The organism is Mesorhizobium sp. M1A.F.Ca.ET.072.01.1.1 (assembly GCF_004023325.1).
GTDB lineage: Bacteria > Pseudomonadota > Alphaproteobacteria > Rhizobiales > Rhizobiaceae > Mesorhizobium.
Map to the genome: position 1 here is coordinate 1 of NZ_RZSF01000075.1, position 22,445 is coordinate 22,445.

General features: G+C 64.9%; 18 protein-coding genes and 1 pseudogene. 11 read left to right on the top strand and 8 right to left on the bottom strand.

Annotated elements, in window-relative coordinates; genetic code table 11:
* The 5 genes from EOA32_RS13395 to EOA32_RS13415 all read left to right on the top strand — a co-directional run.
* A partial coding sequence (locus EOA32_RS13395; RefSeq protein WP_145971293.1) for a Gfo/Idh/MocA family oxidoreductase occupies nt 1-711 on the top strand: 711 nt, incomplete at its 5' end.
* On the top strand, nt 711-1,616 hold the full coding sequence (locus EOA32_RS13400; RefSeq protein ID WP_210214832.1) for a sugar phosphate isomerase/epimerase: 906 nt from the start codon (nt 711-713) through the stop codon (nt 1,614-1,616). The genes EOA32_RS13395 and EOA32_RS13400, both read left to right, overlap by 1 nt.
* Nucleotides 1,617-1,709: 93 nt before the next feature.
* A complete protein-coding gene (locus EOA32_RS13405; RefSeq protein WP_128372005.1) occupies nt 1,710-2,723 on the top strand; it encodes a substrate-binding domain-containing protein in 1,014 nt (337 codons plus the stop codon).
* Nucleotides 2,724-2,807: 84 nt separating this feature from the next.
* Nucleotides 2,808-3,605 (top strand): ATP-binding cassette domain-containing protein, encoded by a 798-nt coding sequence (locus EOA32_RS13410; RefSeq protein ID WP_128372006.1) that lies wholly within the window; start codon nt 2,808-2,810, stop codon nt 3,603-3,605.
* Nucleotides 3,602-4,660, top strand: coding sequence for an ABC transporter permease (locus tag EOA32_RS13415; protein WP_128372007.1), 1,059 nt, complete (start codon nt 3,602-3,604; stop codon nt 4,658-4,660). The genes EOA32_RS13410 and EOA32_RS13415 overlap by 4 nt, the downstream gene beginning before the upstream one ends.
* 39 nt (nt 4,661-4,699) lie before the next feature.
* On the opposite strand, the gene EOA32_RS13420 is transcribed toward EOA32_RS13415, so the two are convergent.
* On the bottom strand, nt 4,700-7,396 hold the full coding sequence (locus EOA32_RS13420) for a UvrD-helicase domain-containing protein (protein WP_128372008.1): 2,697 nt from the start codon (nt 7,394-7,396) through the stop codon (nt 4,700-4,702).
* Between the two features lie 182 nt (nt 7,397-7,578).
* Here EOA32_RS13420 and EOA32_RS13425 point away from each other — a divergent pair, with 182 nt between their 5' ends.
* Complete coding sequence (locus tag EOA32_RS13425) at nt 7,579-9,891, top strand: glucose/quinate/shikimate family membrane-bound PQQ-dependent dehydrogenase (RefSeq protein ID WP_128372009.1); 2,313 nt, start codon at nt 7,579-7,581, stop codon at nt 9,889-9,891.
* Nucleotides 9,892-10,232: 341 nt separating this feature from the next.
* Complete coding sequence (locus tag EOA32_RS13430; RefSeq protein WP_128372010.1) at nt 10,233-11,135, top strand: dienelactone hydrolase family protein; 903 nt, start codon at nt 10,233-10,235, stop codon at nt 11,133-11,135.
* Between the two features lie 155 nt (nt 11,136-11,290).
* Here EOA32_RS13430 and EOA32_RS13435 read toward each other — a convergent pair.
* Nucleotides 11,291-12,203 (bottom strand): annotated as a pseudogene (locus EOA32_RS13435) (DMT family transporter).
* Between the two features lie 88 nt (nt 12,204-12,291).
* On the opposite strand from EOA32_RS13435, the gene EOA32_RS13440 reads away from it, so the two are divergent.
* Entirely contained in the window at nt 12,292-12,768 is a 477-nt protein-coding gene (locus EOA32_RS13440) for an Lrp/AsnC family transcriptional regulator (RefSeq protein ID WP_128372011.1), read from the top strand.
* On the opposite strand, the gene EOA32_RS13445 is transcribed toward EOA32_RS13440, so the two are convergent.
* Both EOA32_RS13445 and EOA32_RS13450 read right to left on the bottom strand, forming a co-directional pair.
* Nucleotides 12,754-12,969, bottom strand: coding sequence for a hypothetical protein (locus EOA32_RS13445; RefSeq protein WP_066990849.1), 216 nt, complete (start codon nt 12,967-12,969; stop codon nt 12,754-12,756). The two genes, EOA32_RS13440 and EOA32_RS13445, sit on opposite strands and share 15 nt — an antisense overlap.
* 145 nt (nt 12,970-13,114) lie before the next feature.
* Nucleotides 13,115-13,600, bottom strand: a complete 486-nt coding sequence (locus EOA32_RS13450) for a thioesterase family protein (RefSeq protein ID WP_128372012.1) — start codon at nt 13,598-13,600, stop codon at nt 13,115-13,117.
* Between the two features lie 156 nt (nt 13,601-13,756).
* Between EOA32_RS13450 and EOA32_RS13455 the strand changes: the two genes are divergently transcribed.
* A complete protein-coding gene (locus tag EOA32_RS13455; protein WP_128372013.1) occupies nt 13,757-15,169 on the top strand; it encodes an FAD-linked oxidase C-terminal domain-containing protein in 1,413 nt (470 codons plus the stop codon).
* An 88-nt stretch (nt 15,170-15,257) separates the two neighbouring features.
* Nucleotides 15,258-19,202 carry an AsmA family protein gene (locus EOA32_RS13460; protein ID WP_128372014.1) on the top strand — a complete coding sequence of 1,315 codons (3,945 nt, stop codon included), beginning with the start codon at nt 15,258-15,260 and terminating at the stop codon, nt 19,200-19,202.
* A 99-nt stretch (nt 19,203-19,301) separates the two neighbouring features.
* On the opposite strand, the gene EOA32_RS13465 is transcribed toward EOA32_RS13460, so the two are convergent.
* Nucleotides 19,302-19,733, bottom strand: coding sequence for a helix-turn-helix domain-containing protein (locus EOA32_RS13465; RefSeq protein ID WP_128372015.1), 432 nt, complete (start codon nt 19,731-19,733; stop codon nt 19,302-19,304).
* Nucleotides 19,734-19,910: 177 nt separating this feature from the next.
* Between EOA32_RS13465 and EOA32_RS13470 the strand changes: the two genes are divergently transcribed.
* Nucleotides 19,911-21,713, top strand: a complete 1,803-nt coding sequence (locus tag EOA32_RS13470; RefSeq protein WP_128372016.1) for a chloride channel protein — start codon at nt 19,911-19,913, stop codon at nt 21,711-21,713.
* 6 nt (nt 21,714-21,719) lie between these two features.
* On the opposite strand, the gene EOA32_RS13475 is transcribed toward EOA32_RS13470, so the two are convergent.
* The 3 genes from EOA32_RS13475 to EOA32_RS13485 all read right to left on the bottom strand — a co-directional run.
* Nucleotides 21,720-21,947 carry a ribbon-helix-helix domain-containing protein gene (locus EOA32_RS13475; RefSeq protein ID WP_095828989.1) on the bottom strand — a complete coding sequence of 76 codons (228 nt, stop codon included), beginning with the start codon at nt 21,945-21,947 and terminating at the stop codon, nt 21,720-21,722.
* 8 nt (nt 21,948-21,955) lie between these two features.
* Nucleotides 21,956-22,153: a DUF4169 family protein gene (locus tag EOA32_RS13480; RefSeq protein ID WP_066990872.1), complete on the bottom strand. Its 198-nt coding sequence runs from the start codon at nt 22,151-22,153 to the stop codon at nt 21,956-21,958.
* Between the two features lie 9 nt (nt 22,154-22,162).
* Nucleotides 22,163-22,445, bottom strand: a 283-nt coding sequence (locus EOA32_RS13485; protein WP_245499263.1) for a ClpXP protease specificity-enhancing factor SspB, incomplete at its 5' end; no start/stop codon positions are given.

The following is a 22,445-nucleotide window of genomic DNA, read 5'->3' on the forward strand; positions in this document are numbered from 1 at the left end:
ATCATCGAAGCGGCGCGCCGCGCGGGGCGGGTCCATGCCGTGGTTCAGAACCGGCGCTATGTCGCCAATGTCAGGCGGATCCGGCGGTTCCTCGATTCCGGCGCCATCGGCAAGCCGACCAGCATCCATGCCGACTTCTTCGTCGCGCCGCACTTCGGCGGCTTTCGCGAGGAGATGCGGCACGTGCTTTTGCTCGACATGGCGATCCACACGTTCGACGCCGCCCGCTACATGGTCGCCGGCGAACCGGCCGGCGTCTATTGCCAGGAGTGGGAGCCTGCCAATTCCTGGTACCGTCAGGGCTCGTCGGCCAGCGCGGTGTTCGATTTCGGCGGCGGCAAGGTCTTCACCTATGCCGGCTCCTGGTGCGCGGACGGTTTCCGCACGAGTTGGGAAGGCAGCTGGCGCATCGTCGCCGAGCGCGGCAGCCTGTTGTGGGACGGGCATGACGGGTTGGAGGCCGAGGTGGTTGCGTCCGGCCGCGACGGTATCATCGACAAGACCCAGTCGATCGAGGTGCCGGCGCTCGACGCGGCCGACAGAGTCGACGGCCATCTCGGCATCATCCAGGATTTCATGCGCGCGATCGAGACCGGCACCGAACCGGAGACGCGCGGCACCGACAACATCAAAAGCCTAGCCATGGTCTTTGGCGCCATCGAAAGCGCCGAGACCGGACGCCGCGTCGCAATCGCAAAGGAAACGCCGTGATGCCGAACCCGCTTCTCGACATCAGGATCGGCACCATGGTGCGAGCCAATCTCGACGACCCGGCCGCCTATGTGAAACAGATCCTGCCGCTCGGCTTCGAGAGCATCCAGCCCTTTTTCTGGCAGACGCTAGGCGGCAAGGACCTAAAGCGCCTGGCGGGCGAAATCCGCGAAGCGATCGGCGATGCCGACGTCACCGTGTCGTCGATCGGAGTGTTCGGCAATCCGCTGGAAAACGGCGAGGTCGACCGCGGCGTGCTCGCGGCGTGGGAGACCGTCATCGACAACGCACATCTGTTCGGCACCACGATGGTCTGCGGCTTCACCGGCCGGCTGCGCGGCAAACCGCTGACCGACAGCCTGCCCCGTTTCCGCGAGGTCTGGGGGCCGCTGGCCAGGCGCGCCGCCGACAAGGGCGTGCGCATCGCCTTCGAGAACTGCGCCATGGACGGCAACTGGGCGAGCGGCGACTGGAACATCGCCCACAATCCCGACGCCTGGGAGCTGATGTTCAACGAATTGCCCGACGACAATCTCGGGCTCGAATGGGAACCCTGTCACCAGCTCGTCTATCTGATCGACCCGATTCCGCAGATCCGCAAATGGGCGCCGCGCATCTTCCACGTCCACGGCAAGGACGCGACCGTGCGCTGGGACGTGATCCGCGAGCACGGCGTGTTCGGGCGGCTGCCATTCGTGCAGATGCGCAGCCCCGGCTTCGGCGACAGCGACTGGACGCGGGTGATCAGCGAATTGCGGCTGGCCGGCTACAAGGGCGCCATCGACATCGAAGGCTGGCACGACCCGGTCTATCGCGGCGACCTCGAGATGACCGGTCAGGTGCGGGCGCTGGACTATCTGAAGCAGTGCAGGGGAGGAGCCAGCTACCTGCCCAATCCGGTGTGAGGACCGGCCGGCGGGAGGAGCCGGCCACCAAGACTACGACCGAAGCAATCGTCGAAACCCTCTGTTGCGAGGGACCAAAAGGGAGGAACGTGCATGAGCATCACGACCAGAAGGACTGTTCTGCGCTCGACCGTCGCGGCGGCTGCCGCGGCGCTCTGGGCCTCGATTTCCACCTTGCCGGCAAAGGCGCTTGACGCCCAATGGTGCAAGGATGTCCATATCCGCTTCTTCGTCGGCGGCGCCGAGGGCGACGCCTTCGGCACCATCGTCTACAATGGCGCTAAGCAGGCGGCGGCCGATCTTGGGCCGAAGGTCGACTACATCTTCTCCCAGTGGGATGTCGAGAAGATGGTGCAGCAATTGCGCGAGGCGGTCGCGGTCAAGCCACAAGGCATCGCCATGATGGGCCATCCGGGCGATGCCGCGATCATGCCGCTGGCCGAACAGGCGCACAAGGACGGCATCAAGATGATGTACCAGAACGTGCCGGTGCCGAAGGTGGCGGAAGCGTTCGGCGGAGGCTATGTCGGCGCGCAGCAGGAGCAGCAGGGCCGCGCGCTCGGCGCAGAGGCGTTCAAGCTAGGCAAGCTCAAGGCCGGCGACAAGGCGATCATGATCGGCCCGTTCGAGAACGAGAATCGCGGCGCGCGCGAGCGCGGCACGGTCGCGGCGCTGAAGGAGGCGGGTGTCGAGGTGATCCAGCTGTCCTCGCCGCCGAGCGGCGAGTGGGCGTCCGATCCGAACCTCGCCATTCCGGTGATCACCGCGGCTCTGCTCAACCACCCCGACGTCAAGGCGGTCGGCTATCCCGGCGGACAGATGCTCGGCAACGTCGCCACCTATATGCAGGCGGCGGGACGCAAGCCCGGCGACATCTTCAACTTCGGCTTCGATACCAGCCCGCAGATCGTCGAAGGCTTCAAGGGCGGCTGGGTGCAACTGACGGCCGACCAGCAGCCTTTCCTGCAGGGCTATCTGCCGATCTTGAGCCTTTGCCAGCAGGTGGTGCTTGGTCTGGCGCCGATGAACGTCGATACCGGCGCAGGCTTCGTCACGCCGCAGAATTACGAGATCGTCGCCGAGCTGGCCAAGCAGGCGCTGCGTTGACCTCCCAGGCGGTCGGTCGGGGTTGGGCCCGGCCGACCGGATCGCCGGCAAGCGGCCGATAACACAATTGGAAGCGAGGATCGCATGGGCGAACGCATCATCGAACTGCGCGACATCAAGAAATCCTACGGTCAGGTCTATGCGCTGGGCGGCGTCAACCTCAGCGTCGACCGCGGCGAGGTGGTCGGCTTGATCGGCGACAACGGCGCCGGCAAGTCGACGCTGATCAAGATCCTGTCCGGCGTGGTCAAGCCGACCAGCGGCGACATCCTCGTGCGCGGCAAGCCGGTGACCGGATGGAGTGCCGCCCGCTCGCGCGATGCCGGCATCGAGACAGTCTTCCAGGACCGCGCTTTGGCCGTGCAGCAGACAATCGTGCGCAACATCTTCATGGGTCGCGAGCTGAGCGGCTTTCTCGGCTGGCTGAAGGTCAACAAGGAGATCGAGGAGGCAAGCCGGCTGATGCGCGAGATCGGCTTCACCTCGAAAGTGTTCACGCCGCATTCCATCGTCGGCCAGCTTTCGGGCGGCGAGCGTCAGGGCGTGGCGATCGCGCGGGCCATCTACAAGCAGGCGGAGCTGATCATCCTCGACGAACCGACGACGGCGCTGTCGCTGACGGAGACCGCCAAGGTCTTCCATTTCGTGCGCCAGGTGCGGGCGAGCGGCCGCTCGATCCTGTTCATCGGCCACAACATTCATCATGTCTTCGACATCGCCGACCGCTTCGTGGTGCTCGACCGCGGCAAGGTGGCGTTGACGGCGGACCGCAGCGAGGTCAAGTCAGCCGACGACCTCATCGACTTCATGGAAGAGATCGCGCATCCGGGTGGCCTGCCAGGGCTACACGAGACGGGCGGAGCGGAGCAGAGAGCGCGATGAGCAAGGCCATGGAACCCGATCTGCAAACACCTCTGGGAAGGGCAAGCGGTCCGACAGCCAAGGAATCAGGCAAGGAGTGGAGCCATCCTTCCGATCACTGGCTGCGCGGCTTCGTCCTCGACAACCGCTCGGCGCTAGGCACGCTTGCCGTGTTCATCGTCATGATGGCGATCTTCATGATCGCAAACCCGGCCGTCTTCACCACCTGGTATCTTTACAGCTCGGTGCTGACGACGCTTCCTGTCGCGCTGTTCGTTGTCGTGCCGCTGGTCTTCGTCGTCACCTGCGGCGAGATCGACCTGTCGTTCCCGGCGACGATGGGTTTCGCCTCATGGGCCTTCGCGATCGTCGTGCAGGCCGGCTACGATCCGTTCCTCGGCATCGCCGCAGCGCTTCTCACCGGCACGCTGCTCGGCTTCCTGGTCGGATCGCTGGTGGTCTATGGCGGCCTGTCGTCGCTGATTGCCACGCTCGGCATGAACTTCCTGCTACGCGGGCTGATCCAGATCATCAACGAGGGCAAGTCGACGGCGCTGACCAGTCTGGCCGGCAGCTCAGCTTACGCGATCTTCTCCGGCCAGCTCTGGGGCATCCCGGTGCAGATCTTCTGGGCGATCGCCTTCGTCGTGTTTTCGGCGCTGCTCTACAACCGCCATCGCTTCGGCGCCCAGGTGAAGGTGGTCGGCGATAACCCGGACAGTGCCAAGCAGATGGGCATCGACGTCCAGCGCGTCCGGGTCAAGGTGTTCGTCTTCACCGGCATCGGGGCGGCGATCGCCGGAACCTTCTCGGTGATGATCAACTTCACCTGGTGGCCGACGGCGGGCGACGGCTATCTGCTGCCGGTGCTGGCATCGGTGTTCGTCGGCGGCACGCCGACCTGGGGCGGTATCGGTACAGTCGTCGGCGGCGCGATCGGCGCGGTCACCGTGTCGTTCATCCAGACCGGCGTCGTGGCGGCTGGTTTGAGCGGCTTCTACGTGCAGTTCTTCAACGGGCTGATCATCATCCTGTCGCTGCTCGGCCACAAATGGAACCAGGCGCGGTATCGCTGAGAGGCTGCGGTTTTCGGACGGCGGTCCGTTGGCCGCCGCTCAAACGCTGGCGACAAACCCGTCCAGCACGCGTTTCTGGCCGGCCTTGTCGAAGTCGATGGTCAGCTTGTTGCCGTCGATGGCGGCAATGTTGCCGTTGCCGAATTTCTGGTGGAAGACGCGGTCGCCGAGCTTGAATGGCGAGGGTGTGTCGGCGACCGATTTGGCGACCAGTTCGCCTTCGATGGTGCGGCCTTTCACCGAGGTGCGGCCGGCGCCATAGCCGCTGTCGGTCTCGCCATAGCCGATGCGTTCGACCTGGTGGCCGGAGCGCGTGCCCCAGTTGCGGTCGGTGGCCTCGGTGCGGTTCGCCTGCGCGCGCTGCCAGCCGGGCGTTGCGTAGGTGTTGGAGAAGCTGCCGGATTTTTCCGCGCCGATATTGTCGAAGCGCGAGGCGCCGTAGGGATTCTGCCGGCCGCCGCCGCGGCCTGAGGCGAAGGAGCCGCCGCCATAGGGATTGCTATAGCCGCCATAGGAATTGCCGCCGTCGGCGACATCGACATGGGCTTCCGGCAATTCATTGACGAAACGCGACGGAATGGTCGATTGCCACAGGCCGTGGATCTGGCGGTTTGAGACGAACCAGACGTGCAGGTTCTTTTTCGCGCGCGTCAGGCCGACATAGGCGAGGCGGCGTTCTTCCTCGAGGCCGGAGCGGCCGCCTTCGTCCAGTGCGCGCTGATGCGGGAACAGGCCTTCCTCCCAGCCGGGCAAGAATACGGTCTCGAATTCAAGCCCTTTCGCCGAATGCAGCGTCATGATCGAGACCGCATCGAGCGATTCGCCCTGCTCGGCCTCCATGACCAGGGCGACATGCTCGAGGAAGGAACGCAGGGATTCGTACTCCTCCATGGAGCGGATCAGTTCCTTGAGGTTCTCCAGCCGCCCGGGCGCTTCCGCCGAACGGTCGTTCTTCCACATGTCAGTGTAGCCGCTCTCATCGAGGATGGTCTCGGCGAGTTCGGTATGCGGCGTGGTCTCCAGCGCCTTCTGCCAGCGCTCGAAATTGGCCGCGACCTCGCGCAGCGCGGCGCGCGGCTTCGGCTTCAGCTCGTCGCTTTCGGCGAGCGTCGCCGCGGCCTCCAGCATCGGGATTTGCATGGCGCGCGCCGTGTCGTGGATCTGGCGGATGGTGGCTTCGCCGAGCCCGCGCTTCGGCACGTTCACGATGCGCTCGAAGGCAAGGTCGTCGCCGCTGTTGGCGACGACGCGGAAGAACGCCAGCGCGTCGCGGATTTCCAGCCGTTCGTAGAAACGCGGGCCGCCGATGACGCGGTAGCTCAAGCCGAGCGTGATGAAGCGGTCTTCGAAGGCGCGCATCTGGAAGGACGCGCGCACCAGGATCGCCATATCGTTGAGGTTGTGCTTCTGCCGCTGGTAGGCCTCGATCGCCTCGCCGATGGCGCGCGCCTCTTCCTCCGAATCCCAGGCGGCATGGACATGCACCTTATCGTCCTCGGGGTCGTTGCGGTCGGTGAACAGCGTCTTGCCGAAGCGGCCCTCATTGTGGGCGATAAGATGCGAAGCCGCACCCAGTATATGCGCGGTGGAGCGGTAGTTGCGCTCCAGCCTGATGATGGTGGCGCCCGGAAAATCCTTGTCGAAGCGCAGGATATTGTCGACCTCGGCGCCGCGCCAGCCATAGATCGACTGGTCGTCGTCGCCGACGCAGCAAATGTTGACAGTGGATTGACGCCGGTTTCCCTCCCCCTTGAGGGGAGGGTGGCCGGGTGAAGCCCGGTCGGGAGGGGTCCTCGCGGCAGTGCTCGACGCTCCGGCGCCTGATGACTGGGCGGCGCCTTCCGCGGCGACCCCCTCCGTCCGCTTCGCGGACACCTCCCCCTCAAGGGGGGAGGATTGCGGCCTCTGCGCCAACAAGCGCAGCCACATGTATTGCGCGGTGTTGGTGTCCTGGTACTCGTCGACCAGGATGTATTTGAACTTGCGATGATAGTCCCTCAGCACGTCCGGATAGGCGCGGAAGATGCGGATCGGGTGATAGAGGAGATCGCCGAAGTCGCAGGAATTCAGCGTCTGCAGCCGTTCCTGATAGGCCTTGTAGAGCTGGCGCCCCTTGCCGTTGCCGAAGCTGCGCGCGTCGCCTTCCGGAATCTCGTCGGGGCCAAGGCCCTTGTTCTTCCAGTTGTCGATCATCTGCGCGAAGGTCTTGGCCGGCCAGCGCTTGTCGTCCAGATTTTCGGCCTGGATCAGCTGCTTGATCAGCCGCACCACGTCATCGGTATCGAGGATGGTGAAATCGGATTTCAATCCGGCAAGCTCGGCATGCCGGCGCAGCAGCTTGACGCCGATCGAGTGGAAGGTGCCGAGCCAGGGCATGCCCTCGACATTCTGCTCGCCGATCAGCAAGCCGATGCGCTGCTTCATCTCGCGCGCGGCCTTGTTGGTGAAGGTGACGGCGAGAATCTGCGAGGGGAAGGCCCTGCCGGTGGCAAGGATGTGGGCGATTCGCGTGGTGAGCACCCGCGTCTTGCCGGTGCCGGCGCCGGCCAGCACCAGAACCGGGCCTTCGGTCGTTTCAACAGCGAGCCGCTGTTCGGGATTGAGGCCGTTCAGATAATCGGGCGCACGGTTCTGCGCGTTGCGTGCGGCCATGGCGCGCGCGGCAAGGCCGGATGGGGCGGCGGGCCGCGCATTCGGTTCGTCAAAAAAGGGCATGTCTTCCGAAAAGCCGGACATCGCCCCCGAATGTAGTGATTCGGCAGCGAAAGGCCAGAAGTGTCTCCGTTTTGTTCTAGTTGTTCCTGTTCGGGGCCGCCTTGACAGGCGCAACTTGCGAGAGAAAGCTGCCAACAGGGCAGGGACGGCAAGCCGTTGCCTCAGAGGCGCCGCAAGCGCGCAACAGTCGAAGGAGTATCGTCTTGGCTGTCACCATCACCTCCCTCGTCCTTTTGCTTATCGGCCTGGTCCTCGGCGGCGGCGGCATCTGGCTGGTGACGTTGGGTGGCAGCTGGTACTACCTGATTGCCGGACTGGCCTTCCTGATCACCGCCTGGCTCGTTTTCCGCCGCAGATCGACAGGGCTCTGGCTCTATGCCGCGATCGTGCTCGCCTCGCTGTGCTGGGCGGTGTGGGAAACCGGCTTTGATTGGTGGCAGCTCGGCCCGCGCGGCGGCATCATCGTTCTCATCGCGCTCTGGCTGCTGACGCCATGGGCCAGGCGGGGATTCACCGGTCCGGACGGACGCGCTCCGCTCATCCTGGCGGTGCTCGCATCGCTTGCGGTGGCCGGCTATTCGATGACCGCCGATCCGAAGGACATCGGCGGCACGCTCAACACCGATAAGGTGACGCCGACGGCCAATCTCGGCGGCGACATGCCGGCGGGCGAATGGCATTTCTACGGCCGCACGCCGTTCGGCCAGCGTTACTCGCCGCTCGCTCAGATCACGCCGGACAATGTCGCCAAGCTGCAGCCGGCCTGGACCTATCGTACCGGTGACATTAAGGGTCCCGACGACATCGGCGAGACGACCTATCAGGTGACGCCTCTCAAGGTCGGTGATGCGCTCTACATCTGCACGCCCCACAATTTCGCCATCGCCATCGATGCCGAGACCGGCAAGGAGAAGTGGCGCTACGACCCGAAGATCAAGCTCGATCCCAACCGCCAGCACCAGACCTGCCGCGGAGTTTCCTATTACGCCGATGCGAAGATCGCGGCGGGCCAGCCCTGCGCGACACGCATCTACCTGCCGACTTCGGACGCCCGGCTTATCGCCCTCGACGCCGCGAACGGGCAAGTTTGTCCGTCCTTCGCCGAAGGCGGCACGCTGAACCTGATGGCCAACATGCCCTTTCCGAAGTCGGGCTACTACTATTCGACCTCGGCACCGCTCATCCTCGCCGGCAAGATCATCGTTGGGGGCGCGGTCAACGACAATTATTCGACCGAGGAGCCGTCGGGCGTCATCCGCGCCTATGACGCGGGCACCGGCGCGCTGTTGTGGAATTGGGATTCCGGCAAACCGGATCAGACGACGCCGCTGCCGGCGGGGCAGAAATACACCAATAATTCGCCCAACATGTGGTCAACGGCGAGCGCCGACGAGAAGCTTGGCCTGCTCTACCTGCCGCTCGGCAACCAGACGCCCGACCAGCTCGGCATGGGCCGCAGCGCCAATGTCGAAAAATTCTCCTCCTCGATCACCGCGCTCGACCTCAACACCGGACAGTTGCGCTGGGTGCGCCAGGCCGTGCATCACGACCTGTGGGACATGGACGTGCCGGCGCAGCCGACGCTGGTCGACATCACGACGGGGAGCGGCGTGGTGCCGGCACTGGTAGGGCCGACCAAGCAGGGCGATCTCTATGTGCTCGATCGGCGCACTGGCGAACCGATCATTCCGGTGAAGGAAGTGCCGGCACCGGGCGGAGCGATCGAAGGCGACCATACCTCGCCGACGCAGCCGTCGTCCGACCTGTCGTTCAACCCGAAGCCGCTGACCGGCGCCGACATGTGGGGCATCACCATGTTCGATCAGCTGGCGTGCCGGATCGAACTGAAGACACTGCGTTACGAGGGACGCTACACGCCGCCCTCGCTGCAGGGCACGCTGGTCTATCCCGGCAATTTCGGCGTGTTCAACTGGGGCGGGGTCGCGGTCGACCCGGTGCGGCAGGTGATGTTCGGCATGCCGACTTATCTCGCTTTCACGTCGAAACTCATTCCGCGCGCGGACGTGCCGCCGCCCGGCGACACCAAGGGCAGCGAGCAGGGGCTCAACCGCAATGAGGGCGCGCCTTACGCGGTGGTGATGGGGCCATTCCTGTCGCCGCTCGGCATTCCCTGTCAGGCGCCGCCCTGGGGCTATGTCGCCGGCGTCGACTTGAGGACCGGGCAGATCGCCTACAAGCATCGCAACGGCACCGTCTACGACATGACGCCGCTGCCCCTGCCGCTCAAGGTCGGCGTTCCAGGCATCGGCGGGCCGATGATCACGGCCGGTGGCGTTGCCTTCCTCGGGGCCGCGGTCGACGACTATCTGCGCGCATATGACCTTACGACGGGCAAGCAGCTCTGGCGCGCGAGGCTGCCGGCCGGCGGCCAGTCGACACCGATGACCTACACCGTCGCCGACGGCCGCCAGTTCGTGGTCATCGTCGCCGGCGGCCACGGCTCGGTCGGTACCAAGCCGGGCGATTATGTGATGGCTTACACGCTGCCCAAGTAGACGAGGACATCCAATCGCGCCGGCCTTTTTCGCCGAGCACGTGGCCAAGCGCCTGCAGCGACGACAGCAAGCGCCGCCTCAGCCAGCCGCTACGCCGGAGGCCTCACGTTCCCGGCATTCCCCTTTTTGCCGTTCGGACCGGGCGGGGCCGCTCCGCAGTTTTCCGTCCCACCGTGACAGCACCATCAACTTTTTCGGAATGACTAAAATGTGATGGATGCGGAAGCCACCGGCAATCGTCATGGTCGAAGTTCGGGTCGAGTGCCGTTGTCGCCGGCGGATGACTGGACCGTGCGCGTTCTAACCCTATCTTGCGCGTCAAACAGTCGTCGAGGAGAGCCATGACCGAACCTGCCGCCAAGCCTGTCGTCACGCAGCCCATCATCACTCAGGCGATGATCGATGCCTATGACGAATATACGCATCTGACGCTGGACCGGCGGCGCTTCATGGAGCAATTGACCCGGCTCGCTGGATCGGGCGCCGCGGCCGCCGCGATCGCGCCGATGCTGGCTGCGAATTCGGCCAAGGCGGCGATCGTCGCCGAGAACGATCCGAGGGTGAAGGGCGAGGACATCACCTATCCCGGCAGCCGCGGCGAGATGAAGGGCTATCTGGTCAAGCCGGCGAACCAGTCCGGCAAACTCGGCACTGTGATCGTCGTCCATGAGAACCGGGGGCTCAATGCGCATATCCGCGACGTCGCCCGGCGCGTGGCGCTGGAAGGCTTCGTCGCGCTGGCGCCGGACTTCCTGTCGCCGCTCGGCGGCACTCCCGCCGACGAGGACAAGGCGCGCGACATGTTCAGCAAGCTCGATGCTGCCCAAGTCGCGGCCGACGGCGTAGCGACGGTCGCCTATCTCAAGACTTACCAAGACAGCAACGGCAAGGTCGGCGCGGTCGGCTTCTGCTGGGGTGGCGGCACGGTGAACACGCTCGCCGTCAATGCGCCGGACCTCAGCGCCGGCGTCGCCTATTACGGCATGCAGCCGAAGGCCGAGGATGTGCCGAAGATCAAGGCGGCGCTGCTGCTGCATTATGCCGGGCTGGACGAGCGCATCAATGCCGGCATCGACGCCTACAAGAAGGCGCTCGACGCCGCGCATATCGAATACACCGTCTATGTCTATGACGGCGTCAACCACGCCTTCAACAACGACACCTCGGCCGCGCGCTACGACAAGAAGGCGGCCGATCTGGCCTGGGGGAGGACGCTCGCCTTCCTTAAGGAGAAACTGGCCTGAGGTGTGTTGATATTCAGGTGAGCCCGGCCTGCGAATGGCGGCTTCCTGCGCTTCCGGTGCTCACTTACTTCAAAGTACGCTCCGCTCCGGTTCTCGGAATCCACCATTCTCGGCTCGGCCTGACCTGAATCTCAACACACCTCGACGGCGGCGGATCACTCCGGCGCCGGCTTGTGCATGGCGACGCCCGCCACAACCAGCGCGATGCCGAGGCAATCGGTGAGGCTCGGAACCTGCCTGAGCACGACGACGCCGATCAGGGTCGCGGTGAGCGGCAAGAGCGATAGCATGAGCGCGAAGCTCGCGCGCGGCAGCCGCGCCATGGCGAGCTGGTCGCAAATGTAGGGGATGACCGAGGAGCAGATGCCGACGCCGATACCGGCGATCATCAGTTGCGGCGCCGAGAAGGCTGGCAGCGCCTCGATGAGGCCGACCGGCAGCACGACGAGGAAGGCGATCGCCATGGCGGTGCCGAGGCCGGCGACGCCGAGGCCTGTCCGGGCGATGCGGTGGCCCAAAACGATATAGCCGATGAACAGTGCGCCGTTGAGAAAAGCCCAGAACAGGCCGACGGATTCGCTCGACCATTTGACATCGATGAGCAGCAACGTTCCGGCGACAGCGATGGCGAGCGCCGCGAAATTGCGGGCTTCTGAGGCCGACCAGCGCGACTCCAATAGTGCCGACGAATTCGATCGCGGCGACCAGCGAGATCGGCAGGCGGTCGAGAGCCAGATAGAAGGCGCAGTTCATCACCGCCAGGCAGGCGCCGAAGGCCAACAGCAGCAGGCGGGCCGAGCGGTCGGCGCGCGTGAAAACCGTCCATGGCCTGGTAAGCGGCGCGAAGACGAGCGCGGCCGTGGCGATGCGCAGCCAGGCCATGCCGAGCACGCCGACCTGAGCGAACAGCAGCGCGGCGAAGGCCGGCCCAAGATAGTGGAAGATCGCGCTGACGCAGAACCAGACATGCGGCGGCACCGCATCGGCCAGTCCGGCGAGGGCAGGGCGTGCAGCGTCGGTGTCGCTGCCGGCCCGGTTTGTCGGACGAACTTGCGCTTCAGAATTCATAGGGTCATTATCGCAGGCGAACTTCGCGACTTATATGGATGATGCACGGCTCCGATCGCCGTTCACCTTCTGAAGAAAAGACAATTATTTGAGACGCCTTCGAAATGAAAATGGCGAGCTGGATGCGGCGGACCTGAAAATCCTGCGACTCCTGGAAAAGGATGCGCGCACCAGCACGGCGGAGCTGGCGCGCGCCGTCGGGCTCTCGGCGCCGAGCGTGGCCGAACGCATTCGCAAGCTGCAGGAGAATGGCGTGATCCAAGCCTATACGGTGAAGATCAATCCGACGGCGCTCGGCATGAAGCTGTCGGCATGGCTGCGAATCAGGCCGGTCCCGGGGCAGCTTGCCGTGGTGGCCGGGATCATTCGCGACCTGCCGGAAATCGCCCAATGCGACCGAGTGACCGGCGAGGATTGCTTCATCGCGCTCGCGCATGTCGGCTCGGTGGCCGAATTGGAGCGGGTGATCGACAGAATTATTCCCTATGCGATGACCAACACCGCCATCATACAGTCGTCGCCGGTCGAGGCGCGCTCGCCGCTTGGCAGTTTAAGGGAGCGCTGAAGGCTCAGTGTGCCCCCGTCTCATGCGCGCCTGCTTGAGAATCGCGCGCCAGCGGATCATGTCGAAGGGGATGGGCTCGTTGTTGTTGGCGATGTGGAAGATCTCGTTGTTGACGTTCTTCAACGATCGCCAGAAATCATAGTCGGTGATGCGCGGATCGGCCGCCAACCGCTCCACTTCGACCTTGATGTCGGTTTTCATGCACTGTCCTCGCACCGCATTCCGCCTGCCGCCCGCGCGTAAACCCGGTGCGGCGGTTTTCGAACGCGCCACTGAGTCGTTCAACAGACTCAATCGGCTTGTTCACGTTAAAACCTTGGTAAGGTTAACGCGGGTGTGCGGCTTTTCAAGCGCTCTTGCGTTTGATGCCGATCGAACGGCCGGCACGCTCCGGCATCGGCAACGCGGCGTGGGCAGCGCGCATGGCTTCAACCTGTGCCATCACATCGGCCGGGAAGGGCGCGACCTTCGGCCCGGCCATGTCGACATGCAGTGCAAGCTGCTCGGACGTCGCGGCCAGCCAGCCATCGACGTGGCGAATCTCCTGATAGGCCCTCAGCCGCTTCTCGTCGTGGTCGATGAGCTGGAACGAGACCTTCACCTTGTGGTCGAGGTGAAGCTCCTGCACGTAGCAGACATGGACTTCCGCCGTGTAGATGGTGAGGCGGCGGTCCCTGGCATAGTTCGGTCCCATGCCCATCAGCTCGAACGCTTCGTCCGAGCAGCGGTCGAACAGCACGTTGTAATAGGCCATATTGAGATGGCCGTTATAGTCGATCCAGTCCTTCTCGATCGCCATCGGCTTGGAAATGATCGGCGCGGGCATCGTCATTTGGTTTTCCTTGATCGTCGCTGGACAGGGCCTGGCTGGTGAGGTTCTCTTCGCTCTGGCGCAATTCCGGTGCTTCACTCTTTTCCTGGAATTGCTTTAGGCATCATCCATAGCTGCATTACAAGAGTGGCCGCTGGTCCATTCGCGGAGGAATTCATGGCTTTGAGCGACCTCAACCCCGTCGAGCGCAACGAGGAAGGCATCGCCGCCGTGCTCGGCATCCTCAAGCAGCGGTTCGGCGAGCGTTTTCAGACCGGCGAGGCGATCCGCGACCAGCATGCGCACACCACCACCTACATCCCGACCCAGGCGCCGGACGGCGTCGTCTTCGCCGAAACCACGCCGGAGGTGCAGGAGATCGTGCGCACCTGCGCCGCGCACCGCGTCCCGGTCATCGCCTTCGGCGTCGGCTCCTCGCTCGAGGGCCACACCAATGCGCCGGGCGGCGGCATCTCCATCGACACCTCTCGCATGAACCGCATCCTCTCGGTCAATCCGCAGGATCTCGACTGCACGGTCGAGCCCGGAGTGACACGCGAGGATCTCAACCGCCATTTGCGCGACACCGGCCTGTTCTTCCCGATCGACCCCGGCGCCAATGCCTCGCTGGGCGGCATGGCGGCAACACGGGCGTCGGGCACCAATGCCGTGCGCTACGGCACGATGCGCGAGAACGTGCTGTCGCTGACGGCGGTGATGGCCGACGGCGAGGCAGTGACGACCGGCAAACGGGCGAAGAAAAGCTCGGCCGGCTACGACTTGACGCGGCTCTTGGTCGGCTCGGAAGGCACGCTCGGCATCATCACAGCACTGACGCTCAGGCTGCAGGGCATTCCGCAGGCGATCTCCGGTGGCGTCTGCCCGTTCCCGACCTTGGAGGCCGCATGCAACGCCGTGATAGCGACCATTCAGATGGGCATCCCGGTGGCGCGCATCGAACTGGTCAACGCGCTGCAGATGCGGGCGATGAAGAATTATTCGAAGCTCGACTACCCCGAGAGCCCGTGCCTTTTCGTCGAATTTCACGGCAGCGACGCCGGTGTCGCCGAACAGGCCGAGACTTTCGGCATGATCGCCGAGGAGAATGGCGGCGGACCGTTCCTGTGGACCAGCGTCGCCGAGGAGCGGACGAAGCTCTGGAAGGCGCGGCACGACGCCTACTGGTCGTCGCTGACGCTGCGCCCCGGCGCCAAGGGGCTTTCGACCGATGTCTGCGTGCCGATCTCCCGGCTTGCCGAATGCGTCACCGAGACCGAAGCCGACATTGCCGAAATGGGCCTGATCGCGCCGATCGTCGGCCACGCCGGCGACGGCAATTTCCATGTGCTGGTGCTGATGGATGTCGACAGCCCGCAGGAGATCGCACTCGCTGAAAAATTCGTCGCGCGGCTCAACATGCGGGCGATCGCCATGGAAGGCACCTGCACCGGCGAACACGGCATCGGGCAAGGCAAGGTAAGCTTCCTGCGCCATGAACTCGGCCATGGCGTTGACGTCATGCGCACCATCAAGCAGGCGCTCGACCCGCTGAACATCATGAACCCCGGCAAGATCTTGCCGAGAGCCTAGAAGCCGAGGGTTGCAGCCGAATTGCCTCTTTATCGCCGCGCGGATGCGGGTAGAGTGCGGCTGACTTTAATCCTAGGCTTTGGAGCCGATGCTCGCTCGCCTGTTCGTGATCTTCGGTGGCCTGTTCGTGCTGGTGCTTTGCGCGGCGCTGGTGGTGCCGTATTTCATCGACTGGACCGGCTACCGCGCCGATTTCGAGCGCGAGGCGAGCACCATCCTCGGCCGCAAGGTGACCGTGAAAGGCGACGCGACCGCGCGGCTCTTGCCATTCCCCTCGGTGACCTTCTCCAACGTCGAGGTCGCAGGCGGCCCTGGCGGACAGCCGGCGATGACGATGGAGACCTTCTCCATGGACGCGGAGCTGGCGCCGTTCCTGCGCGGCGAACTGCTGATCTTCGACATGCGGCTGGTGCATCCGAAGGCGACCATCGATGTTGCCGGCGACGGCACGGTCGACTGGGCGATTCGGCCGTCGACGCCCTTCGATCCCGGACAGATCGCGATCGAGAAGCTGACGGTGACCGAAGGGCAGATCGAATTGCGCCATGCCGCCGGCGGGCGCAGCCATTTTATCTCCGAGATCAACTCGACCGTTTCGGCAAAGTCGCTCGCCGGTCCATGGCGGATGGACGGCTCGCTGCGCTTCGACGGCCTGCGCGCGGAAGTCTCGGCCTCAACCGGCAGAGCGGAAGCCGACGGCCAGATGCGGGTCAGACTCAAAGCCGACCCGGATGCCTATCCGCTCATCATCGAGACAGACGGCAACGCCGGCATCGTCAAAGGCGCGGCGGTCTATTCCGGTCAGTTCAAGGTTTCGGCCTCTGACAAGAATGGGGCCGACAGGAGCTCGGCCGAGCCCGTGAAGGTCAGCGCCGGCAAGCCCGATCCCGGCTTCCGGCTGAACGGCAAATTCGCGCTCGACCATCAGAAGCTCGGTGTCGATGAATTCCGCTTCGAGACCGGACCGCTCGACAACCCCTATACCGCCGACGGCAAGGCCTCGGTCGATCTCGGCCTGAAACCGCATTTTTCGATCGAAGCGAACGGCGCGCAGGTGCAGTTCGACGAGGCGGTGGGCGCATCCGCAGGTGCCGGATTGACGCTCGACCAGCGTATCGCGGCGTTCGAGCAGACGCTTCAGCACATGCCGAAGCCGACGATACCGGGCACGGTCGAGGTCAGGCTGCCGGCCGTGGTGGCGGGCGATACCACGGTTCGCGACGTGCGGCTCTCGGCGGAGCCGGCCGAAGGCGGGTGGTCGGTGAAGTCGCTCGCCGCGACACTGCCCGGGCGGGCGACGCTTGAAGCCGACGGCATGCTGAACGTCGAGGACCATTTCGGCTTCACCGGATCCCTGCTGCTTGCCGTCGGACAGCCGTCCGGTTTCGCCGCCTGGCTGTCGAAGGATGTCGACGACGCGATCCGCCGTCTGCCGGCGGCGGGCTTCAAGGCCAAGGTCGATCTCAGCGAGAACCGGCAGTCGTTCAGCGACCTCGAGCTGATCCTCGGCAAGGCGAAATTTTCCGGCCGCATCGATTCCAGCCAGCCCGATGGCGCCAGGCCCTCGGTGCTGATGCAGCTGGAGGGCGGCGAGCTCGACGTCGATGGGCTGGCGGCCTTCGCTTCGATCTTCGTCAGCGACAAGGGCGCCAACCGCTTCTCCGACCGCGACCTCGATTTCCAGATCAAGGCGGGCCCGGTCAGCGCCGCCGGGCTGACCGCCGACACGGTTGATACGGCGTTGAGGCTGCGCAAGGGCCTGCTCGAGATCGACCGGCTCTCGGTCGGAGGGCTCGCCGGCGCCTCGATCAGCGCCACCGGGCGCATCAAGGATTTTCCGGAAAGCCCGACCGGCAAGCTCGACGCATCCGTGGTGGCCGTCGATCTCAAGCCGCTCATCGATGTCGCAGCCCAGCATTATCCGGACAATCAGGTTTTGAAAGGCCTGGCTGCCCGTGCTGCTGCCTATCCGGAGCTGTTCCAGGACGCCCGGATCGACCTGGTGACAAGTGCCGCCGACAATGGCGACGGCACCACCGGACTCGCGCTCTCCGCGCAAGGCAAGGCCGGCGGTTCCGCCTTCTCGGCTTCGCTTTCGGGCAGGGGGACGCGGGATCGGCTTCCCGATGCGCCGGTATCGGTCACCTTCAATGCCAGGAACCAGAACGCCGCCACGCTGCTTGCACTCTACGGCCTGCCGGCGCTGCCGCTCGGCATGCTTGGACAGGCCACCACCGATATCACGGCCAAAGGCTCGCTGGGCGGCGGTCTGGCAACCAGCTTCAACCTGACGGCCGACGATTTCAGGGCGAGCTTTGACGGGACCATCGCCGAGACAGGGCAAGGCGCCACCGCCAAGGGCAAGGTCAATCTCGACGCCGCCGATATCGAGCCATGGCTGATGACGACAGGTGTCGGGCTGCCCGGCATGGGCACCGGCACGTCGGCTTCGCTCGCCAGCGATGCCGACTTCGGCAATGGGCTTCTGGTGCTGAGCGGGCTCAGCGGCGCCATCAACAAGGCGACTGTGTCCGGCGACGTCAACGCCGACATGAAGGACGGACTGCCGCATCTTGCCGGCGCGCTGGCGCTCGATGAGCTCGACCTCGATCCGCTGGCGGTTTCGTTGTTCGGCGACCAGTCCTTCCTCGCCGGGAAGGATGGTGGCTGGCCGACGACGCCGTTCAGCCGGAAATCGACCCTGCCGTTCAGCGCCGATCTCGACCTCAACACGGCGGCCCTTGCCGCCGGACCGTTCGCGACCGCGCATGACGCGACGCTGTCGCTGAAGCTCGACCGGGAAGGCATCCGTGTCTCGGACCTCAAAGCCAAGCTCTATGAGGGCACGCTGACCGGCCTGTTCGAGCTCAAGAACACGGACGGCACCGGCCTGTTATCGGGTCAGTTGAAGCTGGCGGGCAGTGATCTTGCCGCAGTGCTGCCTGACGCCGGAATCAGCGGCAGCGGCGACATTTCGGCCGCGCTGTCGACCAGCGGCAAGTCTGTCGATGCGATGATCGCCGCCCTGTCAGGGTCCGGCACGGCGGCGCTGAAGGGACTGGCCATCTCCGGCATCAATCCCGATGCCTTTGCCCCCGTCATCGCCAAGGCCGATGCAATCGGACGCGACATCGATGCCGCCAAGACCGCCGGCTTCGCGCCTGAGATCGCCGGACAGGGAAGTTTCGAGGCCGGCAATACCGATATCCCCTTCACAGTTGCCAATGGCACGCTGCGGGCGCCGCCGATCAGCCTCGACAATCCGGCGGCGACGCTGTCTGCGGACGTCACCGCCGACCTCGATGCGAGCACGGTGGCCGCCAAGGGGGCGATCACCTATCGACCGGGCGACGAGGCGCTGGTCGGTTCCGAACCGGCTGTGAATTTCAACCTTGCAGGCCAGATCGGGGCGACGTCGCTCCAGTTCGACAGCGCGCCGCTGGCGCAGTTCCTGACCCAGCGCGCGCTGGAGAAGGAGCAGCAGCGCGTCGAGGCGATGCAGGCGACGCTGCTCGAGAAGCAGAGGCTGCGGCGCGAGGTGCGCTACTACGCTGCGCTGCAGACGGAGCGCGACCGGGCGGCCGAGGAACGGCGCCGGCAAGAGGAAGAGGCGCGGCAGAAAGCCGAGGCTGAAGCCAGGGCGAAAGCCGAAGCGGAGGCGCAAGCGAAGGCAGAAGCCGAGGCGCAAGCCAAAGTGGAAGCAGAGGCAAGGGCAAAAGCGGAAGCCGAGGCCAAGGCTCAGGCCGAGGCCGAGGCGCGGGCCAAGGCCGAGGCTGATGCGCAAGCAGAGGCGGAAGCCGACGCCAAGGCAAAGGCCGAACAACAGGCCGCAGCGGCGAAAGCCCAGGCCGAGGCGGATCGCAGGCGTGCCGAGCAGGCGAGGCTGGAAGCTGAACGCAGGGCGGCTGAGCAGGCACCAAAAGTCGACCGGTCGCTTCCCGGCGTCAACGACGGTTCCGTTCCAGAGCCGCCGAAGCCCAAGTCCAATCCGTTCACGATCGACAACCTCTTGAAGTCGCTGGACGGCGGTTGAAACTCGTTATTCCAGCAAAGCTTCTTAGCGATTTCCGCCCGGAATCGCGGGCGAACAAAACACCCAAGACGTCGCGAAGGACAGCGCTGGATGTGGCGCTCAAACCGGCTCCTGCCGCGAAAGCAGGCGCTTGAGCATAGGCTCGATGCGGGCAAGCTCGTCGAGATGGGCGGCCGACAATTCGGCGAGACGGTCGTCGGCGAGCGGGGTGAGTTGCAGCAGGACGCGGCGGTGGTCGGCCTTGTCTTGATCCCGCGCGACCAAGCCGGCCTCGCTCAGCCGATTCACCAGTTCGACGGCGCTGTGGTGGCGGATGCGCAACCGCTCCGCCAGATCGCCCACTGCCACCGGCCCGCCGCCGGGATAGCCCTTGATCGCCAGCAGCGCCTGGTGCTGGCGCGGGGTCAAGCCCGCCTCATTCGCCTGCAACTGGCTGAATTCGAGGAAGCGGCGGATCAGGTAGCGGAACTCCGAAAGCCGCTGATAGTCGGCCTGGCTGATGGCGGGACGTGGTTTCTCCGGATGCGTCATGCCACGACTTATCGCCCTTTCCGGCCAAAGCTCAACTCTTATGAAAGCCTGGCGCATCCATGACCAAAATGACGCGGAGCAACCACCAAAAACGGCCTTGAAGAATTATATCGTGTTACGATATGTAGCCGTCCGACAACCGGACGGTACCGCGCCGCCAGAAAGCTCAGCTCCCCAGTGAAATCCGCTCATGCCGGAAACGGCCATCTCCGCGACTTCACCACCGATCCGCGAGTGCTCATCATCGCCGCCATCGCAGTCGTTGTCGCGACCGCCGGGCTGTTTGCCGGCATCGCGCTGTTGAAGCTGATAAGGCTCGCCACCAACATCGCCTATTTCGGCCAGTTCACGCTGGCCGAGCTTAGGCTCGAGGACACGCCGCTCGGCTATGGCGCCGTGCTGGTTCCAGTGATCGGCGCGCTGGTCATCGGGCTGATGGCGCGCTTCGGCAGCGAAAAGATCCGCGGCCACGGCATTCCGGAAGCTATCGAAGCAATCCTGCTCGGCCGCTCGCGGCTCGACGCCAAAGTGGCGGTATTGAAGCCATTGTCGTCGGCGATCTCGATCGGCTCCGGCGGACCGTTCGGCGCCGAGGGGCCGATCATCATGACCGGCGGGGCGATCGGCTCGCTGATCGCGCAGATGCTGCCGGTCAGCGACAATGAACGCAAGACGCTGCTGGTTGCGGGCGCGGCGGCCGGCATGACGACCGTGTTCGGCACGCCCATCGCGGCAATCATGCTCGCCGTCGAGCTGCTGCTGTTCGAATGGACGCCGCGCAGCTTCATCCCGGTCGCCGTTGCCGCCATCGTCGCCGAGGTCGAACGCACCTTGCTGCACCTGCCCGGACCGATCTTCCCGTTCTCGGGCAGCATGGAAGCGTCGATCGCCGGATTGGGTGGCTGGGTGCTGGTCGGGATTGCCGCCGGCCTGCTCTCCGGCTTGCTGACGCAAATGGTCTATGCGTGCGAGGACGCCTTCCAGAAGCTGCCGATACACTGGATGTGGTGGCCGATGATCGGCGGCCTGGTGGTCGGTATCGGCGGACTGATCGAGCCGCAGGCGCTCGGTGTCGGCTACGACAACATCGCCAACATGTTGGATGGCCATGTGCTGGCGGCGGCCGCACTGACGCTTTTGGTGGTCAAGGCCATTGTCTGGTCGGTGGCGCTGGGTTCGGGAACGTCGGGCGGCGTGCTGGCGCCGCTCTTGATCATGGGCGGCGCGATGGGCGCGGTGCTTGCCGGTATCCTGCCCGAGGCGACGCCCGGCTTCTGGCCGCTGCTGGCGATGGCCGCGACCATGGGCGGCACCATGCGCGCGCCGCTGACCGCGACCTTCTTCGCGGTCGAACTCACCGGCAACACCCACATGCTGGTGCCGCTGATCGCAGCCTGCGCCACCGCCCATGCCGTCACCGTGCTGTTGATGAAGCGATCGATCCTGACCGAAAAGGTGGCGCGGCGCGGACACCACCTCGTTCGCGAATACCGCGTCGATCCCTTCGCGCTGACCAGGGTGCGCGAGGTGATGACGACCAAGGTCGAGAGCGTGCCGGCGACGATGACGCTGCACGGCGCGGCGGCATTCCTGACCGCGCCGGACACGCGCCATCCGAGCTTTCCTGTGATCGACGAGAAAGGCCATGTGCTCGGCCTCATCGATCCGCCGGCGATCCTGCGTTGGCGCCGCGCCGGCAAGCACCGCAAGACGACGCTCGGCGAACTTTTGGCCGGCAGCAAGGTCACGCTCGCCTATCCCGACGAATATCTGGAAGGACTGTCAGACAAGCTGCTCCTGGCCAACGTCTCGCATCTGCCGGTCGTCTCGCGCGAGGATGCACGGCTGGTCGGCTATATCGGCTGGAGGGACCTGATGCGGGTGCGGTCGAAAAAGCAGGCCGAGGAACGCGACCGTTCGGCCCTGCTCAGCTTCGGCGCCAAGCGCAAGGCGCAGGAAAGCCTCGGCGATCCGGTCTGAGGCCGGTCAAGATGCCCTGCCGCCGCGCTTTGCCCAGGCGAGCACGTAGAGTCTGAGCGCGGAGGAGAGGTTGGCGTCACGGGTCCGCGTTTCGTCGATCTCGGCAACGAGGGCCGCGAGCGACAGCGAGCGCTGCGTCGCGATCGCCACCAAATCGTCGTAGAAGGGTTGCTCCAGGGAAAAACTGGTGCGGTGGCCGCGGATCGTCACCGAGCGTTTTTCGACAGCGGCCATCCGGGCGCTCAGCGCCGGTCCGGATCGCCGGGCTTTTCGCGGCGATGGCCGTCCATGAATTTTTCCGTCATGTCGGACGTCAGCCGGTCACGCTCGCGCTCGGCTTTGGAACGGCCGTGCAACGCCCGGTTTTCCCCGGCCAGGCGTTCCTTCTCGATGCGCGCTTTCTGCTTGCGGGCCTGGCGGAGATTGACGACCTCGCCCATTTCCCCGGCTCACTTCTTGCGAAAGGCGTCGAGCGAAACCACTTCGGCACCCTTGCCGCCGGTATCGGCGGCAGCCGGCTTCTTCTCGGCCTCGGTGGCCTTTTTCTTCGATTCCGGTTTCTTTTCGGTCACGACCGCGATCGGCAGCTCCGGGGCCGGCGCGGCGTCGTCGTCTTCCGCGGCGTTGTCCGCCTTGACGTCGAATTCGAGTTCGAAATTCACCGACGGGTCATAGAAACCGCGCACGGCGGAGAAGGGGATTTCGAGCTTTTCGGGCACGTCGGAAAAGGAG